Raw genomic sequence first — 22,740 nt, forward strand, 5'->3', positions numbered from 1 at the left:
TAGGCGCCGGCAGGCCACGAGCAGGAGTGAGGTCGGGGAGAAACGTGCCGAGCAACGCTGGAACCACCCGTCTGGTCATCGTCGAGTCACCGGCGAAGGCCAAGACGATCTCGGGCTACCTCGGCCCGGGGTACGTCGTGGAGGCCAGCTTCGGTCACGTCCGCGACCTGCCGCGTAACGCCGCTGACGTCCCGGCCAAGTACAAGGGCGAGTCCTGGGCCCGCCTCGGGGTGGACGTCGACAACGGCTTCCATGCCCTCTACGTCGTCTCCGCCGACCGCCGGCAGCAGATCAGCAAGCTGGTCAAGCTCGCCAAGGAGGTCGACGAGATCTTCCTGGCCACGGATGAGGACCGCGAGGGCGAGGCCATCGCCTGGCACCTGGTCGAGACGCTCAAGCCCAAGGTGCCGGTCAAGCGGATGGTCTTCCACGAGATCACCAAGCCGGCCATCCAGGCTGCCGTGGCCAACCCTCGCGAGATCGACCGCGACCTGGTCGACGCCCAGGAGGCCCGGCGCATCCTCGACCGTCTCTACGGCTACGAGGTCTCCCCGGTGCTGTGGAAGAAGGTCATGCCGAAGCTCTCGGCGGGCCGTGTGCAGTCCGTGGCGACCCGGATCGTGGTCGAGCGGGAGCGGCAGCGGATGGCGTTCCGCACCGCCGAGTACTGGGACATCCTGGCCACGCTCGCCGTGGCGGACGCTGGCGAGGGGCCGCGAAACTTCAACGCCACCCTGATCGCGTTGAACGGCGACCGGATCGCCACCGGTAAGGACTTCGAGCCGACCACCGGCCGCGTCCGTGCCGGCGCGGGGGTCGTGCACCTCGACGAGGGCGGCGCCCGTGGGCTGGCGGCCCGACTCGAAGGTCGGCCGTTCACTGTCACCCGGGTCGAGGAGAAGCCCTACCGGCGCCGCCCGTACGCGCCGTTCATCACCTCGACCCTCCAGCAGGAGGCGGCCCGCAAGCTGCGCCTGTCCTCGCAGCAGACGATGCGCACCGCGCAGCGGCTCTACGAGAACGGCTATATCACCTATATGCGTACCGACTCGGTCAACCTGTCGGAGACCGCCATCTCGGCGGCCCGCCGGCAGATCGTCGAGCTGTACGGCGAGCGCAGCGTCCCGCCGGAGCCCCGCCGCTACACCGGCAAGGTGAAGAACGCGCAGGAGGCGCACGAGGCGATCCGCCCGGCGGGAGACAACTTCCGCACGCCGGGCGAGGTGGCCAAGGAGCTGTCCGCCGAGGAGTTCAAGCTCTACGAGCTGATCTGGCGGCGCACGATCGCCTCGCAGATGACCGATGCGGTCGGCTCCAGCGTGTCGGTGCGCATCCGGGCGGTCTCCACCTCCCAGGAGGAGGCCGACTTCGGCGCGACCGGCAAGACCATCACCGACCCGGGCTTCCTGCGCGCGTACGTCGAGTCCAGCGACGACGAGAACGCCGAGGCCGAGGACGCCGAGCGCCGGCTGCCGACCCTGGTCAAGGACCAGCCGCTGACCGCAGACGAGCTGGCCGCGCAGGGCCACCACACCCAGCCGCCGTCGCGCTACACCGAGGCGTCGCTGGTCAAGGCCCTGGAGGAGCTGGGCATCGGCCGCCCGTCCACCTACGCGTCGATCATGCAGACGATCCAGGACCGGGGGTACGTCACCAAGCGCGGCCAGGCGATGATCCCCACGTTCCTGGCGTTCGCGGTGATCGGGCTGATGGAGCGGCACTACCCCCGCCTCATCGACTACGACTTCACCGCCAGCATGGAGAACGAGCTGGACGAGATCGCCGGTGGTGACCACGCCGCTGTCGACTTCCTCACCGCGTTCTACTTCGGCAGCTCCAACGGTGCCGGTGACCAGGACATCGCCCGTTCCGGTGGGCTCAAGAAGCTGGTCACCGAGGACCTGAGCGAGATCGACGCGCGCAGCGTCAACTCGATCCCGCTCTTCACCGACGAGGACGGCCGGGAGGTCGTCGTCCGGGTCGGCCGGTACGGGCCGTACCTCCAGCGGGCGGTCCCCGGCGAGACGCCGGCCGCTCCGCCCCAGGGCGAGGAGGCCAGCCCGCAGGGTGACAGGGCGCCGATCCCCGAGGGCCTCGCCCCGGACGAGCTGACCCCGGAGAAGGTGCACGAGCTGTTCCTGGGCGGCAGCGGCGAGCGCAAGCTCGGCGACGACCCGGCGACCGGCGAGCCGATCGTGCTCAAGTCCGGCCGCTACGGCCCGTACGTCTCCAGCGGCGAGCGCAAGTCCTCGCTGCTGCGCTCGCAGACGCCGGACTCGCTCTCCCTCGACGAGGCGCTGCGGCTGCTGAGCCTGCCCCGGTTGGTGGGCGTCGCGCCCGACGGCGTCGAGGTGTTCGCCAACAACGGTCGCTACGGCCCGTACGTGAAGCAGGGCGAGGAGTTCCGCTCGCTCGAGTCCGAAGAGCAGATGTTCACGGTCACCCTGGACGAGGCGCTGGCCCTGCTGGCCGCCCCGAAGACCCGTGGCCGGCGGGCCGCCGCACCGCCCCTGCGCGAGATGGGCGTCGACCCGCTCACCGAGAAGCCGCTGGTGATCAAGGACGGGCGTTTCGGCCCGTACGTCACCGATGGCGAGTTCAACGCGTCCCTTCGGCGTGGCCAGACTCCGGAGGCGCTGAGCATCGAGGAAGCATCCGAGATGCTGGCCGACAAGCGTGCCAAGGGTCCGGCGCCGCGCAAGAAGGCGGCGGCGAAGAAGGCACCCGCCAAGAAGGCCACGGCCACCAAGAAGACGGCCGCCGCCAGCAAGTCCACCGCCGCGAAGAAGACCACCACCGCCAAGGCGACGGCGGCCAGGAAGGCGACCCCGGCGAAGAAGGCGGCCCCGAAGAAGGCCGCCGCCAGGCCCGCCCAGGAGTGACGATCGCCACCCCTGTCCCTGTGGGTGAAATGTCCTATTTGGGACAGGCGGTTGGTGGAGGTCCCCTAACGTGAGGGGATGTTCGCCTACACTGCCCCACGTCGCCGGGTTCTCGTCGGCGCCTCGGCGGGAGCGCTGCTGCTCGCCGTGGCCGCAGTCGGCTTCTCGGCGATGGATGCCGGGAGTTCCCAGCCGGCCGGGGCCACCGCCTGGCACAATCCCCCGCAGACCGCCGCCGACGCGCCGTCCACCGGGCCGACCCGGGATCCCGCCGGCCGGCGGACCGTGCGACTCGTCGCCGCGGGTGACGTTCTGATCCATCCAGCGGTGACCGACCAGGCGCGCCGGGACGGTGCCCGTGCCGGGGGCATGGACTTCGCCCCGATGTTCGCCGGGGTCGCCCCGGCGGTCCGCGACGCCGACCTGGCGCTGTGCCACCTTGAGACGCCACTGGCCGATCCCGCCGGCCCGTTCGCCGGCTATCCGTCGTTCAACGTGCCTCCGCAGGTGCTCGACGGGTTGCGCACCACCGGATTCGACGGCTGCTCGACCGCCTCCAACCACACTCTCGACCAGGGCGCCGACGGGGTGGCCCGGACAATCCGCGCACTCGACGCCGCCGGGCTGGGGCACACCGGCAGCGCCCGCAGCGCCGCCGAAGCGGCCAGGCCCCGGATCTACCAGGTCGGCGACGTCCGCGTCGCCCACCTGTCGTACAGCCTGAACTTCAACGGGCTGAGCCGCCCTGCGGGCCAGCCGTGGCTGGCCAACCTGATCGATCCGCCCAAGATCCTCGCCGCCGCCCACAAGGCGCGCGCCGCCGGCGCCGACATCGTCGTGCTCAGCCTGCACTGGGGTACGGAGTATCAGCACCTGCCCGACGCCGACCAGCGGGCCTGGGCCCGGCAGTTGATCTCTTCGCCCGACGTGGACCTCATCCTGGGCCATCACGCCCACGCGGTGCAGCCGTTCCAGCGCTTCGGCGACAAGTGGGTGGTGTTCGGCATGGGCAACGAACTGGCCCGGCACGAGGAGCCGATCGACGACAACCGCGAGGGCGTGATGGTCCGGGCGACCTTCACCGAGACCGCCTCGGGGCGCTGGACGGTGACCCGGATGGAGGCACTGCCAACCTGGACCGACCTGGCACCGGCCCTCCGGCTGGTCGACCTGACCGCAGCGCTTGCCGACCCGGGCACTCCACCAGGTCTGCGGGGCGACTATCGGGCGGCGTACCAGCGGGTGGTCGGCTACGTCCGGGCCCTGGGTGCCGGCCCGGACCAGGTGGTGGTGTCGGGCGGTTGACACCACCGCCGGGGGCGCGGCCCCTCGGGCTCCAGCCCGCGCCGTCAGGCCCCGAGGACGTGGGCCAGGTGCGGGCTGCTGAAGACGCGGTGGGGGTCCAGCCGGTCGCGGACGGCCTGGAAGTCGGCGAAGCGGGGGTACGCCTCGGCGAGTGACGCCGCGTCGCGGTAGTGCAGCTTGCCCCAGTGCGGGCGACCACCCAGTGCCGCGGCGACCCTCTCGAAGGCCTGGAAGTACGGCTCGTACGGCATGCCGACGTACTGGTGCACGGCGACGTACGCGTTGTCCCGGCCGTAGCCGTGGGACAGCCAGATGTCGTCGGCGGCGGTGAACCGCACCTCGACCGGGAAGAGGATCTTGAACGGCAGCCCGTCCACGATCCGCCGCAGCGCGGTCAGCGCCTCGGGCAGGGCCTCGCGGGGGAGGCCGTACTCCATCTCGACGAAGCGCACCCGGCGCGGGGTGCAGAACACCCGGTCGGAGCGTCCGGTGTACCGCCGTTCGGTGAGCGCGCGGGCGGATACGGCACTGATGCCGGGCGCGAGGGCCGGTACGGCGCGGCCGAGACGGCAGGCGCCGGCGAAGACCCTGTTGGCCAGGAAGTCGTCGTCCAGCCAGCCGCGCCAGCGGGACAGCGGACGGTCGTTCGCGGGCGATCGGTCGTTGGCCTTGACCTGGACCCGGGAGGTGTAGGGGAACCAGTAGAACTCGACGTGGTCGTGCCGACCGATCAGCGCGGGAAGGTCGCCGAGCACATCGGTCAGGGCGGCGGGACGTTCGTGGGCGTGCAGGACGAAGGCGTCGACGCAGCGCAGTGTCACCTCGACCAGGACGCCGAGCGCGCCGAGCGAGACCCGGGCGGCGGCGAAGACGTCTGGGTTGTTGTCGGCGGAGCAGCGCAGCACTTCGCCGGTGCCGGTGACCAGGGTGAGAGCCTCGACGAAGGTGGAGAGGCAGCCGTAGCCGGCGCCGGTTCCGTGGGTGCCGGTGGAGATGGCCCCGGCGACGGTCTGCGCGTCGATGTCGCCCAGGTTGGGCAGCGCCAGACCGTGCCGGGCGAGCAGCCCGTTGAGCGTGTGCAGCGTCATTCCCGCCGGTACGGTGACCAGTCGGCGCGCGACATCGACGCTGACGCTGGTCTCCAGCTCGGACAACTCCATCCGCCGGTCGTCGGCGAGGGCGACGGCGGTGAACGAGTGGCCGCTGCCGGCGACGCGAATTCGGCCTCCGGTGGCGGCGGCGTCCCGGACGGCTTCGGCGACGTCGTCCGGCGAGCCGGGGCGCAGGACGGCGGTGGCGCTGCCACTCTGGTTGCCTGCCCAGTTGGACCAGCGAGCGGTGAGCGGTGCGGTGCCGACCATCTGCTCTCCCCATTCATGAATATGAACTGACTTCATATCAGGAACGTTGTCCCTGGTAAATACCGCAATTGCAGTCCGCTCGTTGTACCGGTAGTCACGGACTCGTGACGTGGAGATATGTTCATCCGTCGAAGGGGGGTGGCACCGAGTGTCCACACCAGCCGCCACGACCGGGCCGCTGCGCCGCGTACCGGTGCAGGGTCGAAGTGTCGCGCGGGTACAGCGCATGTTGGACGCCTGCGCCGAACTCGTCGACGAGGTGGGGTACGAGGGGCTGACCACGACCCTGCTCGCGGAGCGCGCCGAAGTGGCGATCGGGTCGGTCTACCAGTTCTTCCCGGACAAGCGGGCGATCGTGCAGGCGTTGACCCTGCGCACGATGGAGTCCTACCTGCAGCGGCTCGACGAGCGATTCGCCTCCGACGAGATGACCCACTGGTGGGACGGCGTCGACGCGGGGATCGACGAGTACATCACGATGCACCGCACCGTTCCCGGCTTTCGTACCCTGCACTTCGGCGACGTGGTCGACCTGCACCTGCTCGACGAGCAGCGCGACAACAACGGCGTCATCGCCGACCAGTTGGCGCGGGTGCTCACCGAGCGGTTCGGCCTGACCGACGTGCCGAAGCTGCGCTTCGTCCTGGAGATCGCGGTGGAGGCCGCCGACGCGTTGATCAAGCTCGCGTTCCGGCGGAAGTCCGACGGCGACGAGCGAGTCCTGCTCGAGGCGAAGGCGCTGATCCGGGAGTACCTGCACCGGCAGGTCGACGGGTGCGACAGCGAGCGGTCCGCCGAGGCCGCCGAGGCCGCCCAGCCCGCCTGACCAAGCGGCGGCGGGCTGGGCGGGCTGGCCCTCAGAGGAACGCGTGGCCCTCGCCCCGGTAGGTGGGCACGGTCGCCACGATCGCGTCCCCCTCGACCAGGTGCAGCTCGTTGACCCGTTCGCACAGCTCGCCCGCCTTGGCGTGCCGGAACCACACCCGGTCACCGACGCGCAGGGTGGCCGCCGCCGCGCCGGAGAGCGGGGTCTGCACCTCGCCGGCACCCTCGGTGCCGACGAGCTTCAGACCGGCCGGCAGCCACGGTCGGGGCAGCCTGCTGTCGGCGGCCTGGCCGGAGGCGATCCAACCGCCGCCGAGCACCGTCGCCAGCTCCGGCGTCGGTCGGCGGACCACCGCGCAGGCGAAGAACGCCGCCGGGGTGGGCCGCCAGGCGCGGTACGCGTCGAACAGCGTCGGCCCGTACAGGCCCGATCCCGCGGTGACCTCGGTGACCGCGGGATCGGCGCTGGTCGCCGCGACGCTGCCGGTGCCGCCGCCGTTGACGAACTCCAGGTCGGCGTGTTCGCGTACCGCCGCCACCGCCGCACCACGGCGGGCCAGCAGCTCGCGGTAGGAGCCTCGCTGGGCCAGCCTGATCGCGCCGGCCAGCAGCGCCCGCCCCGGCGGCGCGTCGCCCAGGCCGGCGATCTGCGCCTCGTACGACATGAGCCCGACCAGCCGGAAGCCGGCGCGGCCGGCGACGGTGGCGGCGAGCGCGCCGGCCGCCCGGGCGCTGTGCACCGGTGAGCGGCGGACGCCGACGTGCACCCCGCGCAGCGGTCGCCAGGAGGCGTCCAGGTCCAGGCAGAGTCGCAGCTCGGCGCGTTGCCCGGGGGCGCGGACGGCGTCGACGAAGTCGAGTTGGCCGGTGCCGTCGATCATCAGGGTGATCGCCTCGGCGAGTGTCGGGTCGGCGGCCAGTTCGGCGAGCGCCGCCCGGTCGGCGCTCGGGTACGCCACCAGCACGTCGTCGCTGAGGCCGGCCCGGACCAGCCAGATCGCCTCGGGCAGGGTGAACGCCATGACACCCCGCCAACCCTCTCGGGCGAGTGCCCGGCCGATCAGGTCCCGGCTGCGCACCGACTTGCTGGCCAGCCGAATCGGCTTGCCGGCGGCGCGGTCGGCCAGGGCCGCCGCGTTGCTGTCGTAGGCGGTGAGATCCACCACGGCGTACGGGGGGTCGAGATGGGCGGTCGCCCGGTCCAGGCGCTCGCGCAGTTTGTCGCTTTCGATGGCCACGTGTGCACGCTAACTGTCCGACGAAGAATGCGAAATACCCTCGCATACGTCCTGGGCTGCGGTCGACGCCTTCGGCAGCCTAGGCTCAGCGAGCAGGAGAATGTCGCCGGTGGGGCGGCCCCCACCGGGTCTAGAGTGTTGCACCGGGGGTGCCCAGCGATGGGCCGGCACGTGGAGGTACGGCCATCGAAAGCCAGAACAGCGGCGAGTCGCCCGGCGTGTCGCGCGCGGGTGACCAGTCGGGCAACGCCGCCAACCAGTCCAGCTCCGGTCAGGTCGACCCGTCCGGCTACGCCGCGATCCGCTCGGTTCTGCGGATCAGGCCGTTCCGGCGGCTCTGGATCGTGCTCGGCGCGGCCTCCTTCGGCGACTGGCTCGGTCTGCTGGCCACCGCCCTGTTCGCCGCCTCCCAGGTGCAGGGCAGCACCGCCCAGGGCGCCGCGTTCGGCGGGGTGACCGCGATCCGGCTGCTGCCCGCGTTGGTGCTCGGCCCGGTGGCCGGCGTCTTCGCCGACCGGTTCGACCGACGCTGGACGATGGTCATCTGCGACCTGCTGCGCTTCGTCCTCTTCGCGTCCATTCCGCTCTACGCCCTCAGCGGTGCCGCGGGCGGCCTGGTGGTCGGCTGGGCGCTGATCGCCACCTTCCTGATCGAGTCGATCACCCTGCTCTGGATCCCGGCCAAGGAGGCCGCGGTCCCGAACCTGATCCCGCGGGCCCGGCTGGAGGCGGCCAACCAGCTCACCCTGATCACCACGTACGGCCTCACCCCGATCGCCGCCGCCGTCGGCCTGGCCGTGCTCGACCGTGGCGTCCGTGGTGCCGTCGGCGGCGACCTGCCCTCCTGGGCCGAGCCGGCCCAGCTCGCGCTCTGGATCAACTCCTTCTCCCGGCTCGCCACCGCGCTTGTGGTGGCGTTCGGGATCAAGGAGATCAGCGAGGCGCAGCGCGGTGAGGTCGAGCGTGCCGAGCAGAGCATGTTCCGGCAGTTCTCCGAGGGCTGGAAGTACATCGGCCAGACCCCGCTCGTCCGCGGCCTGGTGCTCGGCATCTTCGGCGCGTTCGCCGGTGGCGGCATCGTGGTCGGCACGGCCAAGTTCTTCGCCAACTCGCTGGGCGCTGGCGATGCCGCGTTCTCGCTGCTCTTCGGCGCCATGTTCCTCGGGCTGGCCCTCGGCATCGGTCTGGGTCCGATGATCGTCAAGGAGATGTCCCGGCGCCGGTGGTTCGGCATGAGCATCGTGCTCGCCAGCGCCGCCGTGATGACCCTCGCCTTCGCCATCCACCTGTCCATGGCGATCGTCGGCGCGGTGCTGGTCGGCGCCGGTGCCGGCATGGCCTTCCTGGCCGGCACCACGCTGCTCGGCGGCGAGGTGGCCGACGAGGTGCGTGGCCGGGTGTTCGCGGTGGTGCAGATCGGCACCCGGCTGGTGCTCATCCTGGCCATCGGGCTGAGCAGCGTCCTGGTCGGCGTCGGCGGCTCCCGCAAACTGACAATCGCCGACCTCGGCATCTCCGTCTCCTCCACCCGCCTGCTGCTGCTCGCCGCCGGTGCCGCCGGCATCTTCGCCGGGATCAGCGCGTTCGGCCAGATGGACGACAAGAAGGGCGTCCCCGTCCTCGCCGACCTGTGGGGCTCGATCCGGGGTCGCCCGCTGATGCCCTCCGAGCCGTTCGTCTCCGCCGGGCTCTTCGTGGTGTTCGAGGGCGGCGAAGGCGCCGGCAAGTCCACCCAGCTCACCGCGCTCGCCGAGCGGCTGCGCACCGAGGGGCGCGATGTCCTGGTCACCCGCGAACCGGGGGCCACGGCCGTCGGCCAGCGGATCCGGTCGCTGGTGCTGGACACCTCCGGCGACGAGGCGCCCTCCCCGCGCGCCGAGGCGCTGCTCTACGCCGCCGACCGGGCGCACCACGTGGCGGCCGTCGTCCGGCCCGCGCTGGTCCGTGGCGACGTGGTGATCAGTGACCGGTACGTCGACTCGTCGCTCGCGTACCAGGGCGCCGGGCGCACGCTCCCGGTCGACGAGGTCTCCTGGCTCTCCTCCTGGGCCACCGGCGGGCTCAAGCCGGATCTGGTGGTGCTGCTCGACGTCGCGCCGCGGACCGGCCTGTCCCGGGTGGCCTCGCGCAACGCGGGCACCGACCGGCTCGAGGCGGAGTCGATCGCCTTCCACGAGCGCGTCCGCTACGCGTTCCTGGACCTCGCCGCCGCCGATCCGAAGCGCTACCTGGTGCTCGACGCGTCCCAGCCGGTCGACGAGATCACTCAGCTCGTGGTCCGGCGGGTGCGGGAGATGCTCGGCAAGCCGGGCGGCATCGTGCACCCCCGGCCCGCGCAGGGCCCGGACACCTCGGTGCAGCCGGAGTTATCCGACGCGGAGCTGGTGACGATGGAGCACAAGACCTGATGCCGGACGTCTTCGCCGACCTGGTCGGCCAGGACGAGGCGGTCGCCGAACTGCGTCGGGCCGCCGGCGCGGCGGCAGCCGTGCTGGCCGCCGGTGCCGCCGACCGGGCACCCGCGCTGGTCGCTGTCGGCCTTCCCAGCGAGGCTGCTTCCAAGGCCGGTGACGCCGAGCCCGGCGTGCTGGACCCGTCCACCGGGATGACGCACGCCTGGATCTTCACGGGGCCGCCGGGCTCCGGCCGTTCGGTCGCCGCCCGCGCCTTCGCCGCAGCCCTGCAGTGCACGTACGGCACCGGCTGCGGCGAGTGCCCCGGCTGCCACACCACGATGGGCGGGACCAACGCCGACGTCCGGCTGGTGGTGCCGGAGGGGCTCTCCATCGGCGTCGGCGAGATGCGCGCGCTGGTGCTGCGGGCGGCGAGCACCCCGTCCGGCGGGCGCTGGCAGGTGGTGGTCATCGAGGACGCCGACCGGCTCACCGAAGCGGCCGGCAACGCGCTGCTCAAGGCCATCGAGGAGCCGCCACCACGGACTGTCTTCCTGCTCTGCGCCCCGTCCACCCACCCGGACGACATCTCGGTGACCATCCGGTCGCGCTGTCGGGTCGTACCCCTGCGGCAGCCGCCGGCTACCGCGGTGGCCGAGGTGCTGGTCCGTCGGGACGGCATCGCGCCCGACGTGGCGCAGTGGGCGGCGTCGGCCGCGCAGGGCCACGTGGGGCGGGCCCGCCGGCTCGCCCGCGACCCGGAGGCCCGCAAGCGGCGTGAGGCGGTGCTGGCCGTACCGCGCCGGCTGACCGGCGTGGGCGCGGCGTTCGACGCGGCGTCCGCGCTGATCGAGGCCGCCGAGGCGGAGGCCGAGGCGTCGGTCGCCGAGGCCGACACGGCCGAACGGGCCGCGCTGGAGACGGCGCTCGGCGCGGGCGGCACCGGCCGGGGCGCGGCCGGCGCGATCCGGGGTGCCGCCGGGCAGCTCAAGGAACTGGAGAGGCGGCAGAAGTCGCGGGCCACCCGGGCCCAACGCGACGCGCTGGACCGGGCGCTCGTCGACCTGGCCGGCTTCTACCGCGACGCGCTCACCATGGCGCTGCGCGCCCCGGTCGACGCGGTGCACACCGACACCGCCGCGCTCGCTGCCGCCGGAGCCCAGAAGTGGGACGCCGAGGGGTCGCTGCGCCGGTTGGAGGCCGTGCTCGCCTGCCGGGCGGCGATCGAGGCGAACGTCAAGCCGCGCATCGCGGTCGAGGCGATGATGCTGACCCTCTGGAAGGGCTGAGCCGCAGCTCCCGCCCGGTTGTCCACAGCCATCGACACGCGCGATTGGTGTGCGGTACGGTCCGGTGTGCCGTGGTGACGGCGACAGCACGCTCAGTGATGGCCCATCCGGGAGGAGTCGCCGATGCCGCGGGGGGAGATCGACGAGGCCTGGATCGAGGAGGCGGTGCGGCGCTACCGCCGTATCGAGTCGTTGCAGGCCGAGTTCGACCAGGCCGTGTCGACGGTCGAGGTCACCGTCCGATCACCGGACGGGTTGGTCGAGGTGGTGGTCACCGCCGGCGGGCGGATCACCGACGTCCGGTTCCTGGGGCCACTGCACGCCCGCAGCCCGCGCGACGTGGCCGGCTCGGTGCAGGCCGCTGTCACCGCGGCGGCGGACGCCGCCGAGTGGGCCCGGGAGAAGCTGCACAACGAGACGTTCGCCGCCTACCGACCGCTCGCGGGGGCCTGAGATGGACACACTGCGCGCCCTCTCCGCCCGCCTGGACGAGGCGAGCGCCACGCTCACCACCCTGTCCCACACCGTCACCGCCAGCGATCCGGCCCAGACCGCGTTCGGCGCGGACGCCCCGGGTCGCCCCGGCGAGATCGGTCGCGCGCTGTACCGCCAGTGGGCCGCCGCCACCGACGACCGGGCCCGCGAGGCGCGAGCCGCCGCCGGCCGGCTCGCCGCCGCCGCCTCGGCGGTCCGCGAGGCCGCCGACCGCTACGCCGAGGTCGACCGCGCGGCACGACGCCGGATCACCGGAGAGCCGTGATGGATCCACTGGACCGGCTCGCCGAACCCGGCCTCGATCTGCTTCGCCGGGTGGACGCGTTGCTCGCGGCCGGCGTCCCCGAAGGCCACCGGGTCTGGCCGCTGCTACGCCGGATGCAGGTGCTGCCGGGCGACGCCGTCCGGGGCTTCCTCGACCTGCACCCGGCGCCGCTGGCCAGCGCCGGGCACGCCGTGCGCCGGTTGGTCCGGGGGTACGACGATGTCGGCGCCGCGCTCACCGACCCGGTGCTCTGGTCGGGGCCGGCCGCCTCGGCGTACGGGCAGGAGCGTGCCGCGCTGCTGCGCCACCTGGACGAAGGTCCGGAGAGCCTGGTCGGCCGGATGGACTCCACCGCCGGATACGCCGACGCGCTCGCCGACTGGGTGGAGGGCAGCCGCCTTGCCCTCGCCCGGACGGTGGCCGACGTGCTGCGCTCGGCCGAGGCGGTGGCCGTGGTCGCCGCCACCGCGGCAGGTCCACCGACCCGCCTGACGCCGGTCGGGCCGGGCGTCGCCGACGCGGCCGAGATCGCCGCGCGGGTGCTGGCGGTGCTCTGCGTGGCGTACGACGGTGCCGAGACCCTGCTGCGCCAGTGGGCACCGAGCCTGGCCGAGTCCACCTGGCGGCCGACGACCCAGGGCCGCCCCCGCTACGACCAGCCCACCCGGGTCGGCTGGTAGCCAGATCCGGCCACGACGTCGTCGCGCTCCGGCCCTGGTGTGTGGCTCGGTCCGGCCATGGGGCTCGCTCGCGGACAGGCCACGGCGTCGCTCGTGGGCGCCTGAGCAGAGTCGGCGCCCACGGCGACGCCGTGGTCTTCCCCCTGCACCCCCCGCAGGTCTGCCTCCACTCAACGCCGCTCGCGAGCGTTTGTCCCCTCCTGGGGCGCGGATTCAACCGTCTGGGCGAGGGTCATCGGCACGACGGGTGGCTCGGCAATCGGTCGAGTCGACGGTCATGAATGGCGGCCGAGGCATCGGCCGCTGCGTCCTTTGCGGTGATCCGTCGTAGGGTGGGGGGATGGGCATGCTCTGCGCGGTCAGCTTCAACCGGTACGGGCGCCTCTACTACCTCGACCCGGGCGAGTTGCGTCCGCAGGTGGGTGACCGGGTGCTCGTGCCGACCGACGACGGGCCCGAGGTGGCCGAGTGCGTCTGGGCCGCTCAGTGGGTGAGCGAGGAGACCGACGGCTTCCCCCGGCTCGTGGGCGTGGCCGGCGACGACGACCTACGCCGCGACGAGGCACTGCGTCGCCGCAAGGCCGAGGCGAAGGTGGCGGCGAAACGGCTGATCCGCGCGCACGGCCTTCCGATGAAGGTGGTGGCCGTCGACCACGTGCTCGGCTCCGCCGACGGCGGTGGCGAGCGCAGCACCGTCTACTTCACCGCCCCGCACCGGGTGGACTTCCGTTCGTTGGTCCGCGACCTGGGCGCCACCCTGCACTGTCGGGTCGAGCTGCGCCAGCTCTCGGCGCGCGACTCGGCCCGCGTGCAGGGCGGCATCGGGTCGTGCGGCCGGGACCTGTGCTGCGCGACGTTCCTCACCGACTTCGAGCCGGTGACGATCCGGATGGCCAAGGATCAGGACCTGCCGCTGAACCCGCTGCGTATTTCGGGGGCATGCGGTCGGTTGATGTGCTGCCTCAAGTACGAGCACCCGTTGTACCAGCGCTTCCAGGAGACCGCGCCCGCCGTCGGCAGTCGGGTGACGACGCCCGAGGGTGCTGGCCGAGTGGTAGGACACAGCGTGCCCCGTGATGCGGTGACCGTCCGCCTCGACGCCGACGGCTCCCGCTGCTCCTGCTCGCGCGCCTCCGTCTGCGCCCCCCGCCAAGCCCACGACCAGCACTACACCCCCTAACCTCCCCCGCGCCCCCCGCGCCCCCTCCCGGCTCCCCTCCCGCTCCCGGTTGATCATGAAGTTATTGCCACCACTGTCGGCGTGTCGGGGCAATAACTTCATGATCAGCTAGGCGGGACGGCGGAGTGGGTCAGGTGAGGACCACCGGGGGTTCCGTCAGGTGCGGGGTCAGGGCGGTTTTGGGGAGCAGCCAGCTTGCCGTCGGGGACTGGTCGGGATTGACCTGCCAGTCGCGGGAGACCCGGTCGACGCCGATCGCGTACACGGTCAGCGTGCCGTCCGGGTCGATGCGCAGCCGCAGGAACGACTTGGAGTCCTCGATGCCCTGGCCGGCGAACAGCTCGTTGACGTTGACCCCGAACGCACTCGCCACCAGCAGGTACGCCGCCACCAGTTGGCTCGCCACCAGGCCGATGACCGGGCCGTACAGCACCACTGCGGCGACCGCCGGCAGCGGCCACGGCCAGTCGTAGAACGGCAGGGCCAACCAGACCCAGGCGCCGCCGGCGGCGAGGGCGACATGGGCCACACCGTGGCCGACGCCGAGAAGCCAGTGCCGCGCGTGCCGCTTGCCGCTGGCGCTGGGCGGCTTGGCGAACAGGACCGCTGCGATCACCGTCACGAGCACCATCATCACCAGCGGGACGCTGAACAGTCGCTGATCGCTGCTGTCGGCCCAGTTCGCCGTCGCGCCCGCCATCGCGAGCATCAGCAGGGTGTGCAGGGTGCCGAGCAGCGTGGTGAAGCCGGGATTGCGGAACGGCAGTCGAGGAAAAATGCCCCAGCCGTAGCGGCGCGAGCGAGCCACGTCCGGATAGCGGGCCACCAGGTCGTACGCCTGGGTGCGGCTGGCCCGCCGGGCCAGCGTGTCGCGCGGTGGCACCTCGATGCGCTTCGGCAGCTTGTGCGTCGGGTACAGATAGGCCCCGCCGCCACCGCAGGTGATCAGTTGCCGCTCGGGTCCGGTGTAGCGGGCGTAGTGGTGCAGGTCGCCGGAGAGCAGCAGCCGTACCTGTGCACCCGTCGGGTCGATGATCGTGCGGACGAAGTAGTCGATCGAGTCGTACGCCGTCGGACTGTCGGCGGCCTTCACCCACGTCGGCGACGGCGTCGCAATTATTACCTTCGACTCCGGGGTGAGGCGCCGGGCCACCTCGTCGAAGTAGGCCAACTGCGGGTCGTCCAGATACGAGCCGGACTGGTCGTCGACGCCGAGCAGCCACCATCCGGCCGGCAACTCGACGGCGAAGTACGACCGCGACTGCCCGGTACGCCAGCCGGCGAAGTTGCGGTCCCGGGAGCGGACGAACAGCCGCAGGAAGGCGGTCAGGCCGTCGTACCAGTCATGGTTGCCCGGCACCGCGAACAACGTGGGACGGTCGGGCGGCGTCGCCGGCAGCGCGGCCTGGTAGGGGCCCTTGCAGCGGTTCTCGTACTCCGCGTAGGCCGCCGACGGGTACACCTGGTCGCCACCCATCACGAGTGTCTGCGCGCGGGGCAGCCGGTGCCCGTCCACGGTCAGCTCCGGCTGCGCCAGCAGGTACGCGACGGAGTAGGTGGCGTGGAAGCCGTCCCCGAGGTCGGCCACGTAGTCGAGCCAGAGCCCACCGTCCGGTCCGGCCTGCCGGAAGATGTCGTCGCCGAAGGCGTTCTGCAACTCGCGCTTGTCGAGGTACGCGCCGAACAGGATCGCCAGCAGCGTCCGGATGCCGGTGCTGATCAGCAGGAACGGCGCCAGCCACGGCACCGGCTTGCGCGGGGTGAAGCCCAGTTCGAGCGGATCGGTCGAGCGCGGGCGGCGAGGAGCCGGCTCCCCGTCGGGTTGTTCCTCCGCCGGTCCTGGGTGATCGTCGCGTTCGTCAGTCACCCGCCGCAGCGTAGTACCGGTCTGGATGCAGCGCTGTCCGGTAATTAGCCGGATGGGGGTGGTTGTCCGTTTGGTGCTGACCGGAGTGCCGCAGGGGTATCCCGCTCCGCCTGGGGCCTCCGGGTGCCGTACACTTCCTGATCGTTGCCGCCTTAGCTCAGTCGGCTAGAGCGACGCACTCGTAATGCGTAGGTCGACGGTTCGATTCCGTCAGGCGGCTCAGAGGATGCCCCGATCAGCGGAGACGCTGATCGGGGCATTTTTCATCGATGATCAGTCAGCCTCAGCTCACGGTGGGCGGTCCGTCGCGATCTTGACAGGGTCGACCGGTTCGGGGACAGTCAGTCCACTAGTCAATTGATGGATTGGTGGTCACGGTGATCTTCCGGATCGACCGGCGGACCGGGACCGCCGTGTATGTCCAGCTGATGCAGCAGGTCCGCCAGGCGGTCTGGATGGGCCGGCTGGCACCCGGAGATCAGCTGCCGCCCGCCCGGGAGGTCTCGGAGCACACGGGCATCAATCCCAACACCGTTCTCAAGGCGTACCGGGAGCTGGAGATGGCGGGTCTGGTGGAAGCGCGGCAGGGGTCCGGCACGTTCGTGCGGGAGCACCTGACGCCGCTGCCGCAGAACGGGCAGGTGCTGCGTCGCGAGCTGGCCGCCTGGTCTCTTCGCGCCCGAGCGGCGGGTCTGGACGTCTCGGACATGCAGGCTCTGCTCGCCGAGGTGACGGCGGATCCCGAACCGGTCGTGGCGGAGCTTGACCGTGTCGGCTGACCGCGTGCCTCCGGCGCTAGACGTCGCGGGGGTCACCTCCCGCTTCGGCGGGCGGCGCGCCCTCGACGACTGCTCGCTCACCGTGCCGCCTGGTGCCGTCACCGCGATCGTCGGACGCAACGGGGCCGGCAAGAGCACGCTTCTACGCGTCGCCGCTGGGCTGCTGCGGCCGGACCGCGGCGCGGTGCGGGTGTTCGGCGAGCCGACTGGAGACCGCGCACTTCCCTCGATCGGGTATGTGGCCCAGCACGCGCCGCTCTACCCGATGCTGACGGTGGCGCAGACGCTGGTCCTGGGCGGCAGGCTCAATCCGCGCTGGGATCACGCGTACGCACAACAGCTCGCCGACGACGCCGCGTTACCGCCCGCAGCCCGGGTGGGTGACCTCGCCCCGGGGCACCGCACCCGCCTGGCGCTGGTGATGGCGCTGGCCAAGCGCCCCCGGTTGCTGCTGCTCGACGAGCCCTTGGCGCCGCTCGACCCGGTCGCCCGGGCCCAGGTCGCCGGGGTGCTGATGGCGGACGTCGCCGACCGTGGCACGACTGTGGTGCTCTCGTCGCATGTGGTGGCCGATATCGACGGCGTCTGTGATCACCTGGTGGTGCTGGCCGAAGGTCGCACTCGCCTCGCCATCGAGGTGGAACAGGCGCTGGCCGGCCACCTGGTCGCGGTGGGCGCTGGCCGCGAGCTCGGTGCGCTCGACGGCACGGAGGTCATCGAGGTCCGCGCCGCGGGCCGCGACGCCGCTGCCCTGATCCGGTCGGCCGGACCCGTCCCGACGGCTGACCTGGCATGGCACCGCCCGGCGTTGGAGGAACTGATCCTGGGTTACCTGCGGGCGGCCGGCCCGCAGCCGGAGCGAAAGGTGCCCACCGCATGAACTGGCTCGCCCTGCGGCTGCTGCGCCCGTACCTGATCATCGCGGCTGCGCTGAGCGTCGCCTCGGCCGCCTTCGTGCTGGCCGGTGCGTATGTCATCCGGCAGCAGGCCGACGTGCACGGCATCGTGATCGGGGATTACGCGGCTGACCGTACCGGCCTGTGTGAACCGCTCGTCAGCTGCCTGCCCGCCGGTTCGGCGACGAACCTGGCCCAGGCCATCGCACTGGTCGCCGCGTTCGTGCCGTTGCTGCTCGGGCTGATCCTGGGCGTGCCGCTGTTCGCCCGGGAACGGGAGGAGTCGACCGACGACTTCCTGCTCACCCAGTCGGTGCCCCGGCTACGCTGGCTTATCACCAAGCTCCGTTGGGCGTTGGTGGCCGGCGGGATCGGCGCGGTCACGGTAGCCGTTCCGTTCCGCCTGGCGGCTGCCCGGTACACGTTGATCCTTGACGATGCCGGCTTCGCGGTGCTGCGCGAGCTCCACCGGAACAACATCGGCTTCATGGTGATGCAGACCGTGTTCATCACCGCCCTGGCCGGCATCATCGGCCTGGCCGTCGGCCGCACGCTGCGTACCCTGGCTCTCACGGTCGCGGCGTGGCCCGTGGCGCTGGTCGCCGCGCAGATCGGCGGCCTGCTGCTCGGCCTGCTGGCCGTGGTGCTCACGTCGTGGTCCGGACCCCTCTCCATGATGTTCGGCACCCTGACCGAGGACGAGACCGCGACGTTCGCGGCGCTCGCACTTGCCGCCGGCACGGCCGTCACGGTGCTCCTCGGACGGCGGATCATCGCACCGTCTGGTCCGACCCACACCTCTGCGGAGGGCGTCGAGCAATCCCGTGGGTCTTGAGGTCGACGGACAGCGGATCGTGCACCCGAAGGGCCACGGCACATCGTCGTCGGCCGGACCCTCGTGCAGTCCAGGGACGAACCTCGATGATCGATGACAGGTCGGGGAGCGCGACCTTCGAGGCGTAGGTCGACGGTCGGGTTGCCCGTTGGCCTATCCGGCAACCACCCACAGTTATCGACCTGTGTCGAATCAGTTGGCGTAGATGTGGCGCGAACCTCGTAGCATTGATGGCGGACGTTGGACCGATGACCGGGAGGGGTGGCATGAAGTTCGACATGGGGGCGCAGACGCTCGGCAGTCTGACCAAGCAGACGCAGGGGTCATCCGATGATCTCGGTTCTCTGATCAAGCAGTTGATCACCGCGGCGGAGCCGTTGCAGGGCAACTTCAACGGGGCCGGACGTGTGGCGTTCGATTCGTTCAAGGCCAATGCCGATTCGATCACCGCCGAACTCAACTCGGCTCTCGGTGCGATTCTCGGCGGCCAGGGTGGGATGGACTCCTCGTTCGGCCAGGGTGACACCGAAATGTCGGACAACGCCAGGTCGTCCGAGGGCACCGCGAACTTCGACGCCGCCAGGTTCTCCAGCAGCCGCTGACACGGGGAGTGACAGTCATGACAGACCGACGCAGTTTCGACACCGGCACCTCGCAGCAGGTTCAAGGTGACCTCGCCGGCATCATCGGGCGGCTCGAGTCGTTGATCTCGCAGCGCAGCTCCGACGTCGCCGCCGCCATGGCCGACTTCCAGGCTGATGGGGTGTCCGAGGAGTACCGGACAGTCGAGGACCGGTGGAACCGGGCAGCGGGCGAGGTCCGCACGATCATCGACCTGGTCAAGACCACCATGACCAAGAACGACGAGACGGCGAACACCACGCTGTCCCGGGCCCGCTCTGCGGTGCAGTCGATCGGTTGAGTCGTTATCCGACGAGTTGTTGACGAGGGAGCACGAGCGTGAGCGCGTGGGATATCTCCCCCGGTGGAGTGCGCGACGTCCTGACTCGTACACATGCCGCGGCCATGCCCTTCGAGGGGCAGATGACGAGCTTGAACTCGGCGTTGGAGGGATCCGCCACCGAGTCCAGTTCGGAGATCGTGGGCCAGGCGCTTCAGGGCTTCGTCGAGTCGATTCGGACGGATCTCGAGTTCGTGTTCACTCGCACGGGGGCGTGCATGCAGGCAGCGGCGCAGGCGACGAACGCCTACGTCGAAGGTGATCTCGAGATGGCCGCGAACGCGCAGCGCAGCGCCGCGGCGGCACCCGACCCGTCGGCCACGATGCCGGGGCCGGGCCGTGGGGCGGTGCCCCGATGATCAACCCTGGGGAGATTCCGCAGATCCCCGGCAACATGGACACGCTGGCTACCCATGCCCAGACGGTCCGGACCGTCGGCGTGGACTTCGCCAACACCGGCCAGGCGGTCGACAGCACCTGGCAGGGGCTGGCGGCGGTGTACAAGGCGCCGGAGGCGGCGCAGCTCTTCGCCGCCACCGGCCCGGTGCGTACGGTGTCGGCCTCCGTCGGCGAGGACATCCAGGCCGTCGGGGCCGCTCTGGCCACGTACGCCACCGAGGTCAAGGAGATCAAGGCTCAACTCGCCGCGCTGAAGAGCCAGGCGGAGGAGTTCGTCGGCTCGATCAAGGACGACGAGGACTGGCGCGAGGACCAGGGCAAGGTCGACAAGCACAACGGCCTCATCACCGCCGTGGACACGCAGGTGGCCGCGTTCTTCGAGGCGCAGCGCAAGTGCGCCAACACAATCAACGCGCTGTACGGCGGCCGTCAGTATCGGGCCGACAACGCCGACGGCCAGGCCGAGGACGGCGAGTACGGCTTCACCGCCGACACGCTGAACGCCGCCGCCGGTGAGGACGGCGCTCTGCCGTGGGGCAGCACCGAGGAGCACGACCGCGGCTTCTTCGGCGACGTGGGGGCGTACTTCGTCGGCATGGGCATCAGTTTTGTCACCATGCTTCAAGACCTGGGCGGGCTGATCGGCCGCGATCCCACCACCGGCGACTGGAGCTGGGGCACCGCCGGTCAGTCGTGGCTGGGGCTCGGCAAGTTCGTGTGGGCGGTCTCCATCTACGTCAACCCGGTGACGATCGTGATCGACCAGACGGTCGGCATGCCGTTCATGGAGCAGCGTGAGGCGGGCAATCTCCTGCTCAACGCGGGAAAGACCATCATCGCGTACGACACGTGGGGCGAGGACAAGTCGAAGGCGGCCGGCATGGCCACCTTCAATATCGTCTCGGCGATCGTGGGTACCAAGGGTGCCGCCTCCGGGCTGCGTGGCGCGGGCGCTGCGGTCAACACCATTCGGGGCAGCGCCACCGCCGCACGGATCAGCGCCGCGCTGGTCCGCACCGGTAACTGGATCGACAAGCTGCCCACCGTCGGCGAGGTGGCGATCAACTTCGCCAGGAAGTTCGACATCAAGATCCCGCAGCTCGGGCTGGTTCCGGCGATCGCCGGCGACGTGCCGATCGCGCGTGGCTTCGATGTCGAGATGCCCCACGTCCGCGGTGGCGACGCGATGCACATGGACGGCGGTAACGGCCCAGGCGGCCACCTGCCTGGCGGGAACACGCCAGGCGGTCACGTCCCAGGTGACCTGACGCCCGGTGGGCACATCCCGGACGGCAACGCCCCCGGTGGGCACATCCCGGAAGGCAACACCCCGGGCGGCAACCTGCCGGAGGGCAACACCCCTGGTGGCAACCTCCCAGACGGCAACGGGCCTGGTGGCAACCTGCCGGACGGCAACGGGCCTGGTGGCAACCTGCCGGACGGCAACGGGCCTGGTGGCAACCTGCCGGACGGCAACGCCCCCGACGGGAACCCGCAGGGCGGAGGCAACCCCGATCGCGGGCGGGATCTCACGCCGGATGAGCAGCAGCGCTTCGTTGATCAGGCCGAGCGGCTCGATCCCGCAGCGCGGGCTCAAGTGCAAGATTTGCTCTCTCGTACCGACCTGCCGGACGGCATGGCCAACCAGGCGGCGCGGGACTTCATGGACCTCCAGGACTCCGGGCGGCTGGCGGGAGGCGTCGACCGGCAGGGAGACATTTTCCGCGACGTGCTCAACAACCTCAGCGGGGACCGGTCTGCCTTCGAGGGGGCGGCGACGGAGCTGCGTGCCGCAAACGAGGTGCTGCAGAGCGGCGATCTGGCGCCCGGCAGCAGAATCGGTCTGAACGTCGTCGCCGGTGAACGAGTCAACCTGGGCAACGGCACGGTCGTCGACACCGGGCGTATCCCCGAAAGCGATCTCGTCTACCAAACCGCTGACGGCAACGTTCACGTGACGGAGGTCAAGGCCACCGCACAGACCGTGGCCAACAAGTTCCGATCCGATCCCGCTCAGTTGGAACGCATGCTCGACTGGCGTGACGGTGCCCCGGGACGTGAGGTGAGCGTTCGGGTCGGCACCGATGAGGGCTGGACGGGGCTCTTCAGCCGCGCTGGTAACGATCCTCCACAAATGGCGATTGAACGGCTCGCCGATCAGAACGTACCGATTACCATCGGTGGACGTACCTTGACCCCGCAGCAGTTGACCGCGCTGCAGGAGGCGGTGGAGCGGGCCGCAGCCGACCCGGCGCATCCGATGCGCAAGCCGGGCGCCTGGTTCGGCGAGCACCTGCCGAATCTCGACGCGGCACGTGACTTCCTCAGGCCCTACGGAGTTGATTTCCTGTGACCGATCCCTGGGTTGCCCCCGAAATGCTGGCCGCCGTGCCAGTCCCATGGCGGCTGGCGGATCCCGTCGAGCGTGGAAAGGCGACGCGGGAGCTGCCGCCCAACCCACCGCAGCGGGCCGAAGCCCTACGGGCGTTGGAGACGTGCCTCGCCTATCTGGTGGACGTCCGGGACCGTTACGGCGACGAGACCGATTGGGGGCTTCCCAAGGAGTTCTTCGACGACTACTGGTTCATTCTCTACACGCGGCTGAAGCAGTCGATGCCGACTCTCGCCGACGTCACGCCCGAGAACGTGCGCGCCTGGGCCGACGCGTACCTGGACTCGGAGGACGTCTTCGGCGTCACGTGGACGACGCCACCGGACGAGGTCATCGACAGCATTGGTCGATCATGGGCCTTCTTCATCCTGCAGGGAGCGACAGAAAGCCTGGTCCGCTGGTTCCGCGGTGTGGGGCCTGACCAGCTGGACGATTCGGAACGAGCCCGGGTGGTCAACCTTCTCAAGGAGGCCACACCTCGTCTGCAGTGGCGTCTGACGATCGTCACCATGCCGGCGATTCTCGATCTCGACGACTCGGAGGAGAAGGGCTACTTCGATCGTCTGGCGAACGATCCGGGCCTCCACGAGAAGACCCGCGCCGAGGCGGAGAGTGTGAGCGCGTTCATCGGCCGCCGCGAGCCGAGCTAGTGGGGGAGCTCCTGGAGGTTTCGGCGCAGCCAGTCGCCGGCTCGCCGG

At 71.0% G+C, this 22,740-nt stretch carries 20 protein-coding genes and 1 tRNA gene; 18 read left to right on the plus strand and 3 right to left on the minus strand.

Annotated features, from left to right (window positions below; genetic code table 11):
* Positions 1-44: 44 nt before the first annotated feature.
* Positions 45-2,882, plus strand: a complete 2,838-nt coding sequence (gene topA / locus ABZV06_RS03395) for a type I DNA topoisomerase (RefSeq protein ID WP_355618249.1) — start codon at positions 45-47, stop codon at positions 2,880-2,882.
* 78 nt (positions 2,883-2,960) lie between these two features.
* Positions 2,961-4,187, plus strand: coding sequence for a CapA family protein (locus tag ABZV06_RS03400; protein ID WP_355618251.1), 1,227 nt, complete (start codon positions 2,961-2,963; stop codon positions 4,185-4,187).
* Positions 4,188-4,231: 44 nt separating this feature from the next.
* Here ABZV06_RS03400 and ABZV06_RS03405 read toward each other — a convergent pair whose 3' ends face one another.
* Entirely contained in the window at positions 4,232-5,548 is a 1,317-nt protein-coding gene (locus ABZV06_RS03405) for a D-arabinono-1,4-lactone oxidase (protein ID WP_355235486.1), read from the minus strand.
* 226 nt (positions 5,549-5,774) lie between these two features.
* Here ABZV06_RS03405 and ABZV06_RS03410 point away from each other — a divergent pair, with 226 nt between their 5' ends.
* Positions 5,775-6,374, plus strand: a complete 600-nt coding sequence (locus ABZV06_RS03410) for a TetR family transcriptional regulator (RefSeq protein ID WP_355235769.1) — start codon at positions 5,775-5,777, stop codon at positions 6,372-6,374.
* Between the two features lie 31 nt (positions 6,375-6,405).
* On the opposite strand, the gene ABZV06_RS03415 is transcribed toward ABZV06_RS03410, so the two are convergent.
* Positions 6,406-7,611, minus strand: a complete 1,206-nt coding sequence (locus ABZV06_RS03415) for an amino acid deaminase/aldolase (protein ID WP_355618254.1) — start codon at positions 7,609-7,611, stop codon at positions 6,406-6,408.
* Positions 7,612-7,928: 317 nt separating this feature from the next.
* Here ABZV06_RS03415 and tmk point away from each other — a divergent pair, with 317 nt between their 5' ends.
* The 6 genes from tmk to ricT all read left to right on the plus strand — a co-directional run bounded on the left by tmk (position 7,929) and on the right by ricT (position 13,913).
* Positions 7,929-10,019, plus strand: coding sequence for a dTMP kinase (tmk, locus tag ABZV06_RS03420; protein ID WP_355235766.1), 2,091 nt, complete (start codon positions 7,929-7,931; stop codon positions 10,017-10,019).
* A complete protein-coding gene (locus ABZV06_RS03425) occupies positions 10,019-11,293 on the plus strand; it encodes a DNA polymerase III subunit delta' (RefSeq protein ID WP_355235480.1) in 1,275 nt (424 codons plus the stop codon). Before tmk ends, ABZV06_RS03425 begins: the two co-directional genes overlap by 1 nt.
* 123 nt (positions 11,294-11,416) lie before the next feature.
* Positions 11,417-11,746: a YbaB/EbfC family nucleoid-associated protein gene (locus ABZV06_RS03430; protein ID WP_203122400.1), complete on the plus strand. Its 330-nt coding sequence runs from the start codon at positions 11,417-11,419 to the stop codon at positions 11,744-11,746.
* Position 11,747: 1 nt separating this feature from the next.
* On the plus strand, positions 11,748-12,053 hold the full coding sequence (locus ABZV06_RS03435; protein WP_355235477.1) for a hypothetical protein: 306 nt from the start codon (positions 11,748-11,750) through the stop codon (positions 12,051-12,053).
* Positions 12,053-12,733, plus strand: coding sequence for a hypothetical protein (locus tag ABZV06_RS03440; protein ID WP_355235475.1), 681 nt, complete (start codon positions 12,053-12,055; stop codon positions 12,731-12,733). Before ABZV06_RS03435 ends, ABZV06_RS03440 begins: the two co-directional genes overlap by 1 nt.
* A gap of 340 nt (positions 12,734-13,073) precedes the next feature.
* Positions 13,074-13,913 carry a regulatory iron-sulfur-containing complex subunit RicT gene (gene ricT / locus ABZV06_RS03445; RefSeq protein WP_355235472.1) on the plus strand — a complete coding sequence of 280 codons (840 nt, stop codon included), beginning with the start codon at positions 13,074-13,076 and terminating at the stop codon, positions 13,911-13,913.
* Between the two features lie 130 nt (positions 13,914-14,043).
* Here the strand turns inward: ricT and ABZV06_RS03450 are convergent, their stop codons facing one another.
* On the minus strand, positions 14,044-15,780 hold the full coding sequence (locus ABZV06_RS03450) for a metallophosphoesterase (protein ID WP_355618257.1): 1,737 nt from the start codon (positions 15,778-15,780) through the stop codon (positions 14,044-14,046).
* 146 nt (positions 15,781-15,926) lie between these two features.
* Here ABZV06_RS03450 and ABZV06_RS03455 point away from each other — a divergent pair.
* The 9 genes from ABZV06_RS03455 (at position 15,927) to ABZV06_RS03495 (ending at position 22,692) form a co-directional block, all read left to right on the plus strand.
* Positions 15,927-16,000: transfer RNA gene (locus ABZV06_RS03455), tRNA-Thr, on the plus strand.
* Positions 16,001-16,148: 148 nt separating this feature from the next.
* The gene (locus ABZV06_RS03460) at positions 16,149-16,559 is read left to right on the plus strand and encodes a GntR family transcriptional regulator (RefSeq protein WP_355618260.1); all 411 of its coding nucleotides are present in this window, start codon (positions 16,149-16,151) and stop codon (positions 16,557-16,559) included.
* A gap of 4 nt (positions 16,560-16,563) precedes the next feature.
* On the plus strand, positions 16,564-17,439 hold the full coding sequence (locus tag ABZV06_RS03465; RefSeq protein ID WP_355618263.1) for an ATP-binding cassette domain-containing protein: 876 nt from the start codon (positions 16,564-16,566) through the stop codon (positions 17,437-17,439).
* Entirely contained in the window at positions 17,436-18,290 is an 855-nt protein-coding gene (locus ABZV06_RS03470; RefSeq protein WP_355618266.1) for a hypothetical protein, read from the plus strand. The genes ABZV06_RS03465 and ABZV06_RS03470 overlap by 4 nt, the downstream gene beginning before the upstream one ends.
* 266 nt (positions 18,291-18,556) lie before the next feature.
* Complete coding sequence (locus ABZV06_RS03475) at positions 18,557-18,892, plus strand: hypothetical protein (RefSeq protein WP_355235458.1); 336 nt, start codon at positions 18,557-18,559, stop codon at positions 18,890-18,892.
* A 17-nt stretch (positions 18,893-18,909) separates the two neighbouring features.
* Positions 18,910-19,212, plus strand: a complete 303-nt coding sequence (locus tag ABZV06_RS03480) for a pore-forming ESAT-6 family protein (protein ID WP_355049252.1) — start codon at positions 18,910-18,912, stop codon at positions 19,210-19,212.
* Between the two features lie 38 nt (positions 19,213-19,250).
* Positions 19,251-19,610 carry a DUF6507 family protein gene (locus tag ABZV06_RS03485; RefSeq protein ID WP_355235452.1) on the plus strand — a complete coding sequence of 120 codons (360 nt, stop codon included), beginning with the start codon at positions 19,251-19,253 and terminating at the stop codon, positions 19,608-19,610.
* A complete protein-coding gene (locus ABZV06_RS03490) occupies positions 19,607-22,003 on the plus strand; it encodes a hypothetical protein (protein ID WP_355618269.1) in 2,397 nt (798 codons plus the stop codon). Before ABZV06_RS03485 ends, ABZV06_RS03490 begins: the two co-directional genes overlap by 4 nt.
* Positions 22,000-22,692 carry a hypothetical protein gene (locus tag ABZV06_RS03495; protein ID WP_355618272.1) on the plus strand — a complete coding sequence of 231 codons (693 nt, stop codon included), beginning with the start codon at positions 22,000-22,002 and terminating at the stop codon, positions 22,690-22,692. Before ABZV06_RS03490 ends, ABZV06_RS03495 begins: the two co-directional genes overlap by 4 nt.
* The last annotated feature ends 48 nt before the right edge of the window (positions 22,693-22,740 follow it).

Source organism: Micromonospora sp. NPDC005172, assembly GCF_040608555.1.
GTDB lineage: Bacteria > Actinomycetota > Actinomycetes > Mycobacteriales > Micromonosporaceae > Micromonospora.